This is a genomic window from Haloechinothrix alba (genome assembly GCF_900188115.1).
Classification (GTDB): Bacteria; Actinomycetota; Actinomycetes; order Mycobacteriales; family Pseudonocardiaceae; genus Haloechinothrix; species Haloechinothrix alba.
Genome location: NZ_FZNW01000005.1, coordinates 77,844 through 91,326, shown reverse-complemented (window position 1 = coordinate 91,326; position 13,483 = coordinate 77,844). Strand labels below are relative to the sequence as shown.

The 13,483-nt window shown below is 69.1% G+C and carries 16 protein-coding genes; 7 read left to right on the top strand and 9 right to left on the bottom strand.

Annotated elements, in window-relative coordinates; genetic code table 11:
- Positions 1 to 362: 362 nt before the first annotated feature.
- A complete protein-coding gene (locus CHB84_RS05595) occupies positions 363 to 1,211 on the bottom strand; it encodes a DMT family transporter (protein WP_141134583.1) in 849 nt (282 codons plus the stop codon).
- A 62-nt stretch (positions 1,212 to 1,273) separates the two neighbouring features.
- On the opposite strand from CHB84_RS05595, the gene CHB84_RS22760 reads away from it, so the two are divergent.
- Both CHB84_RS22760 and CHB84_RS05590 read left to right on the top strand, forming a co-directional pair.
- Positions 1,274 to 1,420 (top strand): hypothetical protein, encoded by a 147-nt coding sequence (locus CHB84_RS22760; RefSeq protein ID WP_176439795.1) that lies wholly within the window; start codon positions 1,274 to 1,276, stop codon positions 1,418 to 1,420.
- Between the two features lie 18 nt (positions 1,421 to 1,438).
- Entirely contained in the window at positions 1,439 to 2,002 is a 564-nt protein-coding gene (locus CHB84_RS05590) for a 2OG-Fe(II) oxygenase family protein (RefSeq protein ID WP_089300424.1), read from the top strand.
- 77 nt (positions 2,003 to 2,079) lie between these two features.
- Here the strand turns inward: CHB84_RS05590 and CHB84_RS05585 are convergent, their stop codons facing one another.
- The 4 genes from CHB84_RS05585 to CHB84_RS05570 all read right to left on the bottom strand — a co-directional run bounded on the left by CHB84_RS05585 (position 2,080) and on the right by CHB84_RS05570 (position 7,907).
- Positions 2,080 to 5,136: a cell wall-binding repeat-containing protein gene (locus tag CHB84_RS05585; protein WP_141134582.1), complete on the bottom strand. Its 3,057-nt coding sequence runs from the start codon at positions 5,134 to 5,136 to the stop codon at positions 2,080 to 2,082.
- 193 nt (positions 5,137 to 5,329) lie between these two features.
- The gene (locus CHB84_RS05580) at positions 5,330 to 5,938 is read right to left on the bottom strand and encodes an LppA family lipoprotein (protein WP_089300422.1); all 609 of its coding nucleotides are present in this window, start codon (positions 5,936 to 5,938) and stop codon (positions 5,330 to 5,332) included.
- Complete coding sequence (locus CHB84_RS05575) at positions 5,935 to 7,593, bottom strand: alpha/beta hydrolase (RefSeq protein ID WP_089300421.1); 1,659 nt, start codon at positions 7,591 to 7,593, stop codon at positions 5,935 to 5,937. The genes CHB84_RS05580 and CHB84_RS05575 overlap by 4 nt, the downstream gene beginning before the upstream one ends.
- Positions 7,590 to 7,907 carry a hypothetical protein gene (locus CHB84_RS05570; RefSeq protein WP_089300420.1) on the bottom strand — a complete coding sequence of 106 codons (318 nt, stop codon included), beginning with the start codon at positions 7,905 to 7,907 and terminating at the stop codon, positions 7,590 to 7,592. Before CHB84_RS05570 ends, CHB84_RS05575 begins: the two co-directional genes overlap by 4 nt.
- Before the next feature lie 188 nt (positions 7,908 to 8,095).
- Here CHB84_RS05570 and CHB84_RS05565 point away from each other — a divergent pair, with 188 nt between their 5' ends.
- A complete protein-coding gene (locus tag CHB84_RS05565; RefSeq protein WP_089300419.1) occupies positions 8,096 to 8,452 on the top strand; it encodes a GntR family transcriptional regulator in 357 nt (118 codons plus the stop codon).
- Between the two features lie 171 nt (positions 8,453 to 8,623).
- Here the strand turns inward: CHB84_RS05565 and CHB84_RS05560 are convergent, their stop codons facing one another.
- From CHB84_RS05560 to CHB84_RS05550, 3 genes are read right to left on the bottom strand one after another with little or no spacing between them, the layout of a single operon-like run.
- The gene (locus CHB84_RS05560; RefSeq protein ID WP_089300418.1) at positions 8,624 to 9,070 is read right to left on the bottom strand and encodes an SRPBCC family protein; all 447 of its coding nucleotides are present in this window, start codon (positions 9,068 to 9,070) and stop codon (positions 8,624 to 8,626) included.
- Positions 9,071 to 9,079: 9 nt separating this feature from the next.
- On the bottom strand, positions 9,080 to 9,922 hold the full coding sequence (locus CHB84_RS05555) for a phosphoenolpyruvate hydrolase family protein (protein ID WP_089300417.1): 843 nt from the start codon (positions 9,920 to 9,922) through the stop codon (positions 9,080 to 9,082).
- Position 9,923: 1 nt separating this feature from the next.
- Positions 9,924 to 11,132, bottom strand: a complete 1,209-nt coding sequence (locus tag CHB84_RS05550; protein ID WP_176439794.1) for a Tm-1-like ATP-binding domain-containing protein — start codon at positions 11,130 to 11,132, stop codon at positions 9,924 to 9,926.
- Between the two features lie 212 nt (positions 11,133 to 11,344).
- On the opposite strand from CHB84_RS05550, the gene CHB84_RS05545 reads away from it, so the two are divergent.
- On the top strand, positions 11,345 to 11,614 hold the full coding sequence (locus tag CHB84_RS05545; RefSeq protein WP_089300415.1) for a GlsB/YeaQ/YmgE family stress response membrane protein: 270 nt from the start codon (positions 11,345 to 11,347) through the stop codon (positions 11,612 to 11,614).
- Positions 11,615 to 11,749: 135 nt separating this feature from the next.
- Positions 11,750 to 12,208: a hypothetical protein gene (locus CHB84_RS05540; protein WP_089300414.1), complete on the top strand. Its 459-nt coding sequence runs from the start codon at positions 11,750 to 11,752 to the stop codon at positions 12,206 to 12,208.
- Between the two features lie 61 nt (positions 12,209 to 12,269).
- On the opposite strand, the gene CHB84_RS05535 is transcribed toward CHB84_RS05540, so the two are convergent.
- The gene (locus tag CHB84_RS05535) at positions 12,270 to 12,566 is read right to left on the bottom strand and encodes a hypothetical protein (RefSeq protein ID WP_089300413.1); all 297 of its coding nucleotides are present in this window, start codon (positions 12,564 to 12,566) and stop codon (positions 12,270 to 12,272) included.
- Positions 12,567 to 12,647: 81 nt separating this feature from the next.
- Here CHB84_RS05535 and CHB84_RS22755 point away from each other — a divergent pair, with 81 nt between their 5' ends.
- Together CHB84_RS22755 and CHB84_RS05530 are read left to right on the top strand one after the other, a co-directional pair.
- Complete coding sequence (locus tag CHB84_RS22755; protein WP_176439793.1) at positions 12,648 to 12,785, top strand: hypothetical protein; 138 nt, start codon at positions 12,648 to 12,650, stop codon at positions 12,783 to 12,785.
- An 11-nt stretch (positions 12,786 to 12,796) separates the two neighbouring features.
- Positions 12,797 to 13,480: a class I SAM-dependent DNA methyltransferase gene (locus CHB84_RS05530; protein WP_089300412.1), complete on the top strand. Its 684-nt coding sequence runs from the start codon at positions 12,797 to 12,799 to the stop codon at positions 13,478 to 13,480.
- Positions 13,481 to 13,483 lie beyond the last annotated feature (3 nt).

Here is a 13,483-nt window from a genome sequence, read left to right as displayed (position 1 = left end):
TGGAGCGGCCGCACTCCTTACCGTGCTACGTAGCACGACGAGTGCGACACTTCCTGTCGCCGAGTCGATGGGTGTCCGGGAACCGCGAGAGCGTGCGACACGGCATTTCCGCTGCCCGGCCCGGTTCTGCGTCCGTCGGATGTCGTCCATCTGGCTACGGCATTGATGCCGGGGTCGGCGTTGACGGCTCCGGTGACCTACGATCAACGACTCGCTGTGGCTGCCGACGCCAGGGGGTCAGTGTCGCCGGCCCCGCCTGACGTGTGACGTGCCCTTGACCGGAATAAGTCGATATATCGACTCGAGTCACCACGCCCGGCGGTCGACAGGTCGACTGTCACGTTTGCTCCCGTCCCCGGCGTCTATCCCAGTCCGATCAGTACCAGCGCGGCGATCGCCACGACCAGGCCCGCAGCTCGGCGCGCGGGGAGGCGTTCGGCGAGCGCGAGTCGGGCGAGCAACACGGTGACTGCCGGGGACAGGGAGGCGAGCACGGCGGTGATGCTGACCAGTCCCGCACGGGTGCCGAGCAGGAAGGACACGGTGGCAAGCGTGCCGATCACCCCCGCACCGGCCAGCGGTGCCCAGGACGGCCGAGCAGGCACGAACGACTGTCCACTGACGATCAGAAGGAGCAGGAAGATCGCGGCGACCGCACACTGGGCGGCCAGCACCGGCCAGATCCCGCTGTCGCCGCTGGTGCGGTCGAGCGCGAGATAGAGCGTCGCGAAGCCGCCTCCCGCCGCGAGACCGAACCCGAAGCCGGCCGCGAGACGACCGCCGAGCCTGCCTGCCCGGGCCTGCTCACCGCCCGCCGAGACGAGACCGATCGCCAGCAGCCCCAGCGCCACTCCCGCCCACGCGAGCAGTGTGGGGCGCTCACCGAGCAGCAACGCCGCGAGGATCGGCAGTCCCGCCCCGGACAGTGAGCTGACCGGGGCCACCACGTTCATCCGCCCGATCAGCATGCCCCGCAGCAGGAACAGCGCGCCCGCTCCCTTGCCGAGCCCAGCGGCCAGGCCCCATGCGAGGTCGGCGGGGTCGGGAGACGCCCCGGGAGCGAACGGGAGCACCACCAGTACGGCGAGCAGGCCGATGACTTGCGTGCCCGCCAGCACCGGCCACACGCCGCCGCGCCGCCCGGCCAGCCCCACCAAGAAGTCGCCTGCGCCGTACCCGAGTGCGGCACCGAGCCCGAGGAGCAGGTTCACCGTGGCCGCCGTGCGTGGTGCGTGCTCGGTACTGGCGACGGCAGGGTAGGCGATGCGAGAGCGTGGACCATGAGACCGAAGGTAGTGGCCGAGTCCGGCAACGGCGGCAGGAGGCTTCGGCAACAGACTTCGGCGGCTACCGCATGGCCGGGGCGTCGGCGGGACTGGTGAGCCTCAGGGCCGTCGTCCGGGTCAACCCGGTCGCCTGAGCTGGCACCATCGTCACTATGAGGGCGCTGCACCCGGAGCTGGATCTCGGTGAACCGCTGCGCCAGGCGGCGTGCTCCGGTGGCGTCTTCGTGTCGTGTGCCCTGGGGGAGCCGTTCCGCGAGGTGCTGGCCCGCGAGATCAGGGACGCGCCGTTCGAGGAGATGCCGGATCACGTGGGTGTCTACGGCGTGCGCCAGCACGGCGGGCAGTTCTTCGTGTACGGCGACGACATCACCGGCTGGCCCGCGATCGACCGGCTACGCCGGGAGCTCGTCGGGCTCGTGCGTGACCAGGGCGGGGATGTCGGCGGCGCCGGGTGGGAGCCGAACGAGGCGACCGTGCAGCGTTACCCGGCTGAAGCGGGCGGCATCGGGGTGCATCGTGACGGCAAGCGGTATCGCCTACTGGTCGCGATCTTCACGGTGGAAGGTTCGGCGCCGCTCGCTCTCTGCACTGACCGGGACGGCACGGTGGCCCGGGAGTGGCGCACCACGCCGGGGAGCCTGACGGTGCTGCGCGGACCCGGCCTGGGCGGCGCCCGCCGGATCTCGCTGACGTTCCGTATGAGCGACCGTCACTGATCCCGGTGCGGCACCGGCAGCGGCCGAGTAACCCTTTCCTGCACACCGCGTGGTCGTGGCTGAGGACGCCGGCGCCGTCAGCCCAGATCGGCGCACGCGACCCGGGAACCACCGTGCCGCAGCGCGACCGACCCGGGGTCGCCGGCGCTGGAGTACACGGTCCGGTCGGCGACGGCGACCCCGTGCGCGTCCGCGGTCACCTCGGCGCCGAGCTCCTCGCCGCCGTCGAACGTCAGTGGCTGTGAATCCGCGTCGCAGGAGCCGCGCTGCACCGTCGCCGTGTAGGTCTCGCCCGGCTCCAGCCCGGCTGCCCGCAGCCGCAGCGCGGTCGCCCCGGCCACGGCCCGCTGCACCTCGGCGGAGCCGGTCGCCCCGCCGTGCATGCGCGCGTGCCACAGCGGTGCTCCGCTGCTGCGGTCGCCACGGGCGTCGCCCCGTGAGGCGCCGTAGTCGTCCTCCAGGTCGGTGGTGACACCCGAGCCGACCTGGGAGGTGTCACCGAGGATGCGCACCTGTTCCAGGATGTCGGCGACCGTGGCACCACCCTCGGGGTGGTTCGGTGTCTCGTTCAGCCACGTCTCCGTGGGGGTGCCGCCGACCCCGTCACCTGCCAGCAACATGACACCTTCGTCCACGGCGGCTGCCGAACCGGCGGCGCCGGTCGCGGCGTCGTCCCCGCCCGCCAGCCACAGCTCGGTCGGGTCGGCACCGGCCTGGAGCGCGAACCGGACCACGTTCAGGGCGAGCTCGTAGCGGTCGGAGCCGCCGATGCGCTCGACGTCGTCGAGACGGGTCGACAGGTCGTCGACCACCCCGTCGCTGAGGGCGTCGCTACCGCCGACCACGTCGACGGCCTCGATGTCGCCCCGGGCGAGCACCTCGCCGGTCGGTTCGGGCAGCGAGTCCCGCCCGGACAGCAGTATCGGCCGTTCCAGCAGCGCGGCCACGGAGCCGACGGTGCCGGCGGCGCGCCAGCCGTCGTTCGGGACGACGAAGGCGTCGGTGGCGGTCATGCTGCTCGCGATCTCCGCGGCGGTCTCGGCGGGGCTCGACCCACCAAGGCGCTGGATGTCGTCACCGCCGAAGCCCATCCGGCGCAGGTCCGCGGCCAGTCGCGGGGACAGCGACTCCCGGTCGCCGACCAGCACGGCGGAGGTCGCCCCCAGCCGTTCGATCTCCTCGGCGGTCTCGGCGTCGAGCCGGTCTCCGGAGGTGAGCAGCACCGGCCCGCCACGCGCGTGGGCCAGTGGTGCGGCGGCCAGTGCCTCGGCCGGTTCCTCGGCAGCGGCGAGCACCACTGTCGGCGCGCCCGTCGGGTATCCCTCCTGGGACGCGAGCACCGAGTCACCCACCGGGCCGCCCTGCGAGAGCCGTTCGAGCGTGGGGGAGGCCGGTTGCCGCCCGTCCGGAGCGGGAAGCGGGTCGAACCAGTCGCATCCGGCCGGGTCGGGGTTGTCGCTCGGGTCGTACTCGATGCAGCCGGCCTCGAGCGCGTTGGTCGACACCGGCGAGTAGGTCGCCTCCCGCTCCCGGCAGCCGGGGAAGGCGGGTAGGTCTTCCTGCTCGATCGTCGTGTCGATACCGGAGTAGGTGACCTCACCCGCGGCCGAGGTGTTCGCGTCGTCACCGGACCGGGCCCAGCAGTTGCCCTGACCTTCCAGGTCCCAGCCGAAGTCGGCCCCGTTGGGTTGCGTGGTTCCCTGCGGAACGTTCCCTGCCATCCGGTTGCCGCTGTAGGTGTTCCAGTGCGAGGTCTCCTGCGGCGGGCACGGCCGGCCGCCGTCGGGTCCGCAGACGTCGCGCAGGTGCGCATCGGGGACGGGCTCCTGCTCGCGCAGCTCGGCAGGGACCCAGAGCTGGTAGGTGCCCTGACGCCAGTTGTCGTAGAAGTCGTTGCCCTTGACCCAGTTGAAGTTGCCGCCCGCGATGAACAGGCCAGTCCCCACGGGGAGGGGAACCGCGGGGCAGACGGCGCCGTCCTCGTAGTCCCGCTCGTCCAGCGGTCCCGTGCACTGGCCCTGCTGGGCGTGCCGGGCCGCGTAGTTGACGTTGTTGCTGTGGAAGACGTTCTCCTCCCACAGCGCGTGGTTCTGCGGGGTCCCGGGATGGCCGGGGAACAGGCTGTCGGTGGCCAGTCCGGTGGAGTTGTGGTCGAACTCGTTGCGGTAGGCGTGCACCGAGTTCCCGGTCGTCCCGGAGTAGCCGAGGGCGTTGTGGTGGCTGCGGCAGTTGCGGACCTCGGTGGAGAACTCCGGTCGTTCCTGTCGGGAGATCAATCCGGAACCGGCCAGTACGTTGGGCGAGGCGCCAGGGTAGATGGCCGAGTCGCCGTTGGCCTGGCCCCCGCAGTTCTGGTAGCGCACGAACGACACGAAGCTCAGGAAGCCGTACTCGTGGTTGAAGCTGCCCTCCACCCGGTCGACGGTGGCCCCGCTCGTCTCGATCAGGTAGACGCCGTTGAACTCGAAGTGCTGGGTAGCGAAGTTGCTGAGGTACAGCCCGCTGGTCCGGTCGGCGCGCAGGCCGTTGAGGAAGGTGTCGAACTCACCGTCGATGACCACGTCGTACGGCCGGGTTCCGGTCCCTTCGATCTGCAGGTCACACAGCCTGCTGTCGCAGGCGACCGAGTCGTCCCCGGGGGAGCTGTCGCCGAGGACGGCGACCAGGTTCTCCAGGTGCGGGCAGGTCAGCTGCTCCTCGTAGGTCAGTGCCTCGTCCCCGTGGTCGGTGTCCTCGGCGACGTGTGCGCACGTCTCGGCGAGGTCGGGCCGGTCCAGCGGCGCACCATGGCGCTCGGCGCGTGCCGTCCTGCTCGGCTCCTCCCGGTAGACGCCGGGCAGTACCTGGATCCGCGTGCCGGGCTCGCCCTCGTGCTCGACCCAGTTCACCGCTTCCTGGATGTGGTTGAAGCGGCAGCGCTCCAGCAGCCCCAGGTTGCGCTCGCGCACCGGCGCCGGGAGCGTGCGGATGAGGTCGGCGGAGTTCGGCTTGCACACCACGACGGAAGGCCCGGTGTCCCGGTAGTCGGGGTAGCCGGTGCTCTCCGGCTCCGTGACCACCCGTTCGTCGTGCGCCGAAGCCGTTCCCGCGAGCACGGTGGACAGCGCGACACCGATCGCGAGTACCACCGCCACCGCCCGAGAGCGCCGTCGTGTCACCCGGAGCGTCGACCACATCCCGGGGCCTCCGTCCTCGCTGGTTGCCCGTTGCCCGACGTGGATTCTGCTGTCTCAACGAGCCTGCGGGTGCGAGGTCACTCGCGGGATGGTTCGCGGTTGGGTCGTCGGTTGGTGGTCGCCACGGGACCATGCGCTGCCACGGGTTACGTCAGCGGGATTCCTCAGGCATCTCGCGACGCTCCTCCTTCGAGATGGGCCTGCCGCGCTCCTTGGCCTCGGGACGTAGGTGGCAGCCGGTCCGGATGCTAACGACTGTGTTGGAGCTTCGACCCGACATCAGGGTGAGCTTGGCGCCCCAGTTGTCCATGAGTTCGTAGGTCAAGTTGTCGCTCTGTTCGACGTCGAGAGTAACCTGGTCGAATCCGTGCTCTCCCGTGATATCCTGTACTGCCGCTTTCGCATCTGGCCAGGAATCTATCGTGATGCTTTCTTCGGTGACCCAGTTCTGCAATGTGACCTTGCCGGCGTCCCACCCCCCGATTTCCGGAAACTCGGTACATGCCGGGCTTGCGCTCTCCTCGCTACCTCCCTTTTCCCATTCGGGTAACTCGAATCTATCGCGGAGTGCCGAACGGACGTCTTCTTGTAAGGACTCGTAGTTATTCTTGGCTTCGTCGCGATCGGGACGCTGTGCGAGCTGTTCGTACTGTTCGTCTAGGTTCATATCGTTCGTGTCCGTGGGATCCTTTGTACAGTTGGCCAGTGATAGCGCAATGAGGGCAGTGCTCGAGAGGGCAGCGACGATTCGAGTGGTCATGGCGCTCCGTGGGGGAACTCGGGTTGTTCGGGAAGCTGCTGGTCGATGTAGTTGCTTTCCTGACCAATGATCGCGGCCGCGGTGTTGTACTCGCTGGTGGACATCTCCTCGTCGGCTATCGCGTAGTCAGTGTGGCCTGTGACAGCATGAAGTTCCTCGCCTGTGTCGGGAGCTACCGCGTCGTCGGTGGAGAGTTCCTGGACAGAGGGATCATTGCTGGGGTTGCCGCCATGAACGAAGCCACCGAAGTCAGCGACGGCGTCCCCGCGGGCCGAGAGGTTGAACCGTTCCGTTTCAGGTACCTGGAGATCCTCACTGCCGTACCAACCGGGCGAACCTTGCGTGACGAATGCATCCGCTGCGTCAGTCTGTTTCAGCGCTAACCCCATGGTTGTGGTGCCGTAGGAGTGACTGACTCCGGCGAGGCGTTGCGGCGGATCGTCGGCACGAGTTGCCTGCATGCCGTCCATGAAACCCGCCAGCCGCTCGGCGCCCGCCCCCGCTCGGGAATCCGACAGCACGCTCGACACCGTCTGCGGGGCGTGGTAGTCCATCCATACAACGCTCGCTGCCGTCTCATTTCGTCTTGCAGGATCCTTGTCAAGCATGTTGTTGGCGTAGCGGTTGAGTTCCTCTACCTCGTCGACGTAGCGATCCATGTTGCGCTCGACAGCGGAGTTCATCCCCGGGGTATACACGCTCAGGTTAGCCGCACTGTCGACGTCACCGATTCCGACAGCCGAACGCACTCCCGCCCCCGATGTGTCCAGTGCTAGTACCTGGTTGCCGTCCACGATCTGACCATCAAGTGCATCCAGCGCGTCCAGCTTGTTCTCGACCCGTTCGATGCGTTCGTCGTACTCGCGATGCTCGGAGGTCTCGCTCCTGCGCGGTCCACGTTGTAGCTCGCTCCGCTCGGCCCGCAGCTCGTCGAGCCGATCCTGCAACCGCGCACGCTCGTCCGGGATGCGGGCGACGTTGGCCTCGTGGCGGGCGCTGTACGGCACGCCGTCGAGGTTGCCGATCGCGGCGGGTTCGGTGCGGATGAGCTCCGCACGCTCCTCGGCCGACAGGCCGTGCCACCACTCGCTCACTTGCGCGGGATCGGTCCCGGACGGGGGCAATGCCAACCGGTCCTTGTCCCCGTCCTCGTCGGTGAACACGGTCGGCGAGTGCGCACGCCGCATCGCGGCAGCCAGCTCGGCATCGATCTCCCCGGCCTTGTCCTCGACGGCGGAGATGGCATCGGACAGCTGGCGGGCGGTGTCCCGGCGTAGCTGGGCGAACTCGGGGTCGAGCTGCTCCACCCCGTCCAGGGTGCTCTCCAGCGCCCCGGCATCGGTGATCCGCCAGAAGTAACGCCGGGCCAGCTCGTCGGCCTCGTCCTGCTCGCGATGCAGGTCGGTGATGGCATCCGCCGCGTCTTGTAGCTGCTTCCACACCGGCTCGGCGGCGTGTGTGACATCCTCGTACTCATCGACCAGCTCACCGCGCTTCGTGCGCGCGGCTCGCGAGGCCTCGCCGATCCACTCGCGGGGATGGGAGCCACCGAGGTCCTCCGCATGCCGCCGCAGCTGGTCGAGTGCGGCCTTGAGGTCTTCGGCCGCGCTCTCCAGGACCGCGGGATCCCAGTCGCGGATGTCGCCCCAGTTCACACCGGACCTCCTGGCCCGGGCGTGTGCAGGCGCAGGTTCTCCGCTGCGGGCTCGTCCTCCTCCTCGTACCGCTCGGCGGCTCGCACCATGTCGTCGCCGTACGAGGACACGCGCCTGCCGAGGTCGCGGAGCACGCCCTCCCAGTGCTCGCTCAGCTGCTCGGCTTCACCGGGGGTCTCGGCACTGCCCGGCATCGCGGCGGCGATGCCACCCGCGGCCTCGCCCAGCTCGACCTTCGCGGTGGCCTCGCCGACGTCGATGGCGTCCTCGCCACGCCGCCTGATCTCACCGATAATCGCTTCGTAGCCGCCCATGCTGGATCTCCCGAGTCACCGACCTGGCACAGAATGCCACAGGAGCGCCGCGCTCGTTGGAGCTTTCCCGGAAATAGTGCAGCCTTCTTACCAGCGACGATCAGCGCGTAGGCGAGTGAGGGTCGCGGTTTGTACCAACGATCGTGTTACCCTAGTGCTGCAACCCGTGACCTAGGATCGGCCTGCCCATGAACGTCACCGTGCACGGCGACTCCGCAGTCCCGCCGTTCGAACAAGTGCGCGCACAACTGGCGCAGCAGATCAACGACGGCACGTTGGCCGTCGGCACCAAGCTGCCCACGGTGCGGGCACTGGCTGCGGAGCTGGGCATCGCCGCCAACACCGCCGCCCGCGCCTACCGCGAGCTGGAATCCGCGGGGATGATCGATACGAGGGGACGGTCGGGCACGTTCGTCTCCTCCAGCGGCGACCGCAGCAGGCTCCAGGCCGCCGAGCACGCAGCGGAGTATGCCCGCGCCGTCGACGGTCTCGGTATCGACCGGGAGGAAGCGCTGGCGATCGTGCGGGCCGCGCTCGACGTGTGACGCTTGACCGGTATCCATCGCCTGGACGTGCCAGAAACGGAGCTTGTCAGGGTCGGTGCCGGCCAGCATGACGCTGGTGAGCGTGCTCGTCGCAATGACAGGCCTCCCTGGTCGGCGGCTGTCACCGGTACAGGCCCTCCCGACGGCGCGAATCCATCGGCGGAACGCGGTCTATTGCTCACCGGCCCCGAACTTCTGGGCGAGCGAGGTGATGCCGGTCGCGAACACGCCGTTCGCGAAGGTGTCGGCGAGCTCGGCCTCGTCGGTGGCATCGGCGTCGAAGTGGCACCACCATTCCACGAACGCCTCTCCGGTCGAGGTGACCGGGGCCACCCGGATCGTCGCGCGGTAGCCCCGGATCGGGAACGGGCTTTCCAGGATGTCGTAGGTGTAGCCGCGTTCGGTGTCGTCCAGCCGCACCAGCCGCTCGCGTACGGTGTTCCCGTCGGTCAGTGCCAGCTTGCGCACCGCGCCGATCTCGGCGGCTCGGGGGCCCGGCTCGATCTCACTGCCCGCGATGGCCGGATGCCAGGAGGGCAGGCCGTCGAAGTCGCGCACGAGGCCCCAGACGGCGTCCGCATCGGCGGGGACGATTCCACTGGCATAGGGTTTCGGCATCGGTGCTCCTCAGTTGTCCGGCTCGGTCCGCAGCCGCTTGAACGACCGCGTCTGTTCGGTAAGGGCCTGTTCGACGGGCAGGCGTTCCATACTGCTCGCTCCGTAGAAGCCGTGACAGTAGCTGGTTCGCGCCAGCACGTAGGCGGCGTCCTCGGGCATGGCGATGGGTCCGCCGTGGCACAGCACCAGCACGTCCTCACGCACCTCGCGGGCAGCGGCCGCCCACTCGTCGATGAGCGCGACGCAGTCGTCCAGGCCCTTACCGGTCTCCGCGCCGATGGTGCCGCCCGTGGTCAGCCCCATATGGCACACCAGCATGTCGGCGCCCGCACGCGTCATCGCGCGTGCGTCCTCGGCGGAGAACACGTACGGGGTGGTGAACATGCCCGCCTCGCGCGCAGCCGCGACCATGTCCACTTCGGCCTGGTAGCCCATCCCGGTCTCTTCGAGGTTGGCGCGGAACGTCCCGTCGATCAGCCCGACCGTGGGGAAGTTCTGCACACCGGAGAAGCCCAGCCGCGCCAGCTCGCCGAGGAAACGGTCGGTGTCCAGGAAGGGATCGGTGGCGTTGACCCCGGCCAGCACGGGTGTGTGGCGCACGACCGGCAGTACCTCCGGGGCCATCTCCACGACGATGTCGTTGGCGTTGCCGAAGGCGAGCAACCCGGCCAGGGATCCGCGGCCGGCCATCCGGAAGCGCCCGGAGTTGTAGATGACGATCAGGTCGATCCCGCCCGCCTCCTCGCACTTGGCGGACAGGCCGGTCCCCGCGCCACCGCCCACGATGGTCTCGCCCCGCGCGGCCATCGCCGAGAATCGCGATACCAGCTCGTCCCTTGGCACTCGTGGCACGTCAGCTCCCCTCTCGCGGCGCGTCGTGGATCTCGTCGAAAGCGGCCACCAGCTCAGCGGCGAACTCCGGGTCGTTGATGTGGTGCGGTGACCGCAGCACGCGGCGGTCGGCGGTCTGTTCGACCTCGCGCTCCAGCGTGCTGAACAGCACCTCATCGGCGCGCGGGTCGTGGAACGGCTGGCCCGGACTGTCCAGAGCGGAGACCCCGCCTTCCGGGAGCAGGAAACGCACAGGGCCGTCGCAGGCGTTGAGCTTGCCCGCGATGAACGAGGCGATACGCTCGCATTCCTCCTCGGTGGTGCGCATGAGCGTGATCTGCGGGTTGTGCGGGTACAGGTTCCGGTCGGAGTACCGCTGGGGCACGGTGTCCGGTGCGCCGAAGTTCACCATGTCGAGCGCGCCGCAGGAACCGACGTACGGCACCCGTGTCCGGGCGATCGCGTCCAGGCGCTCCTCACCGGCACTGAGCACGCCGCCTGCGATGAGGTCGCACACCTCGGTGGTGCTGATATCGAGTACACCGGTGACCAGCCGGTCGTCGACGAGCTTCTCCATGGCCTTGCCGCCGGTACCGGTTGCGTGGAAGACCAGGCAGTCGAACCGGTCCTCGAGCCGCTCGGTCACCGTGTTCACGCACGGCGTCGTCACGCCGAACATCGTCAGCCCGATCGCGGGACGGTCGTCGCTGACCGGGACGGGGTGCGCGCAGGCGCCGGCCAGGGCGTGGGCGGCGTTGCCGAGCACCCGGCGCGAGATGCGGTTCAGGCCCGCGACGTCGGTGACCGAGTGCACCATGGCGATGTCGCTGCCCTCGACGTAGCGGGATGTGTCCCCGGAAGCCACGGTGGAGACCATGACCTTGGGGACACCGACGGGCAGCGCCCGCATCGCGGGTGTGATCAGCGCGGTACCGCCGGAACCGCCGAGACCGATGACCCCGTCGACGTCCCCGCGACCGGCGAGGTACCTGCCGAACGCGATGGTCATGGCAGCGACGGCGCTGCCTCGGTCGCTGGTGAAGACCGCGTCGGCGCCGTCGGGGTGGCAGGCGGCGACCTCGGTTGCCGGCACGTCCGCCTCGGAACGCGCCCCGGTCGGGGCGAGGTCCACGGTGCGGGCCGCTACTCCCGCCGCGGTGATCAGCTCCGCGACGTACGTGAGCTCGGTGCCTTTGGTGTCGAACGTCCCGACCACGTAGGCGTATCCCACATCGCCTCCTGCGCGCCGTGTCTCGACCGTGTGGCGCCATCCCATCACGGAACGCGACGCGGGCGCATCCCATCCGATGACGAGGCCGCTCGTGAGCCGGGCGTCACGCCTCGTTCACCGGGCGGGTGCGGGTACCGTACGGGTTTGCGAGACTGCACCTGTCATCGCTCGTTCGGTCCGTGCACCTCGACCGGGATGGAAGGACACTGCCAGTGGGAATCATCGGTTGGATCGTTCTGGGACTGATCGCTGGAGCCATCGCGAAGATGCTCATGCCGGGCAAGGACCCCGGCGGGTGCATCATCACGATCCTCCTGGGCATCGGGGGAGCGCTGCTCGGTGGATGGATCGGCCAGGCGGCGTTCAACGTCGGTCTCGGGACGTTCTTCGACATCCGGACCTGGGGACTGGCTATCGCAGGTTCCCTGGCCATCCTGGGCCTGTATCGCTTGCTGATCGGGTCCCGCAGCCGCTACCAGTAGCCCCGGACGGCGGGGCATCATCGCACCGAACGGGACGTCGAGACGCCACGCGGTTGGCGACGTGCCGAACGCTCGGGCCGGATCCGCAACGGTGAGATCCCGCCGCATGCGGGGAGGGGATGAACGATGGGGGACATGCCGTCGGGTTCCGGTGGTGCGCGCCCTGCGAGAGGGTGGCGACCGGTCGCTGTCGCGGCGTTGGCCGGCGCGGCCTGGCCCGCACCGGCCGCGCTGATCGGCATCTACGCGTTGCTCTTTCTGACGATCGGGCCGATGATGCTCGGCTACGAAACACGTGCACACGTCGGTCAGTACGTCCTGCTGGTGCTGCTGCTCGGGGTCCTGGTCGGCCTGTGGTGGCTCGGCAGGCGGCTGCTGCGTCGTGCCGGAGCCGCTCGGCCGGCGACGGCGTCGGGAGTCGCGGTCGCCGTTCCGGCGGCGATCGGGTTCCTGGGGCTGCCCGTGGACAACGGCTTGGGCCCCCGGTACTTGATCACACTCACGCTGGTGGGTGCGGTAAGCGCGGCAGCCGTGACCTTCGCAGCGACTCGGGCGGCCGGCGACGGCGTCGGGCCAGGGGAGAGCCCGATGTAACGTTCGGCTCCCTCTATGGAACCGAGGTCACCTTGGGCTCCCCATGGGACCGCTGGTTGACTCAGTTGCCCTGCAGGACCGCGCGCAGCCGGGGCTCGAACCCGTCGGGATCCTCGGCGAAGCCGATGTGGCCGCCGGGAAAGCTCGTGGGGTCGATGCCGAGCGCCGAGGCCAGGGCGCGTGACGTCCGGTCACAGAGCTCCCCGCTCGACTCCTCGCCGATACCGACCACGATGCGCGTCGGCGCTGAACGCAGCGCGGCGAGGTCGGGCCGCCAGTGGGTGGTCGCGCGGAGCTCGCGGGCGAACCAGAAGTGTTCGTCCGCGAGTTGCCGCGGGTCGCGTTCCCCTGTGAACATCTCCTCGAACGCGCCATCCGGCAGGACGACGTTGGCCTGGTCGAGGAACTTCCGCCAGGCCCCCGTGAGGTCCCCGGCGAGATGAGTGGCGACGATGTCGTCGGTCTGCGCGTGGAGCTGTTCGCGGTCATCGAGCAGCTCGTCCAGCGGGGGCTCGTGCGCGACGATTCCGCGCGAGGGGACCGCTCTCGCGGTTACGTGCCTGGTCGGGCCGCTTAGGATGCCTGTTTGTGACTGAGCCCGACTTCGTGCAGCGCAGCCGGTGGTCCTATGACACTGTGGCCGGCGACTACGCCGAGTGGATCCGTGACGAATTGGCGGTCAAGCCGTTGGACCGCGCCGTGCTCGGTGGGTTCGCCGAGCTCGCGCGGGCCGCGGACGGACCCGTGGCCGACATCGGATGTGGCCCCGGACGGGTGACCGCGCATCTGGACAGTCTTGGCCTGTCGGTGTTCGGCATGGATCTGTCGCCGCGGATGATCGCTGTGGCGCGAAGGAGATACCCGGCACTGCGCTTCGACGAAGGATCGATGCTGGCTCTGGATCACGAAGACGGTGCGCTCGGTGGCATCGTGGCCTGGTACTCGATCATTCATGTCCCGGACGAGTGCCTGCCGGGCGTCTTCGCCGAGTTCCATCGAGTCTTGGCGCCCGGCGGTTACGTCCAGCTCGCCTTCCAGGTGGGCGACGAGATCAAGCACCGAACCGAGGCTGCAGGCCACGAGATCTCGCTCGACTTCTACCGACGGCAGCCGGAGTACGTCGCCGAACTCCTGAACCAGGCCGGGTTGGTCGTCCGGGCCCGGCTTCTGCGCGAGCCCGATGACGACGGGGACTTCCCCGAGGAGACACCACAGGGGTTCGTGCTGGCCAGGAAACCGGTCCAGACGCACTCGGTGGCAGGAGGTCGGTAGCGG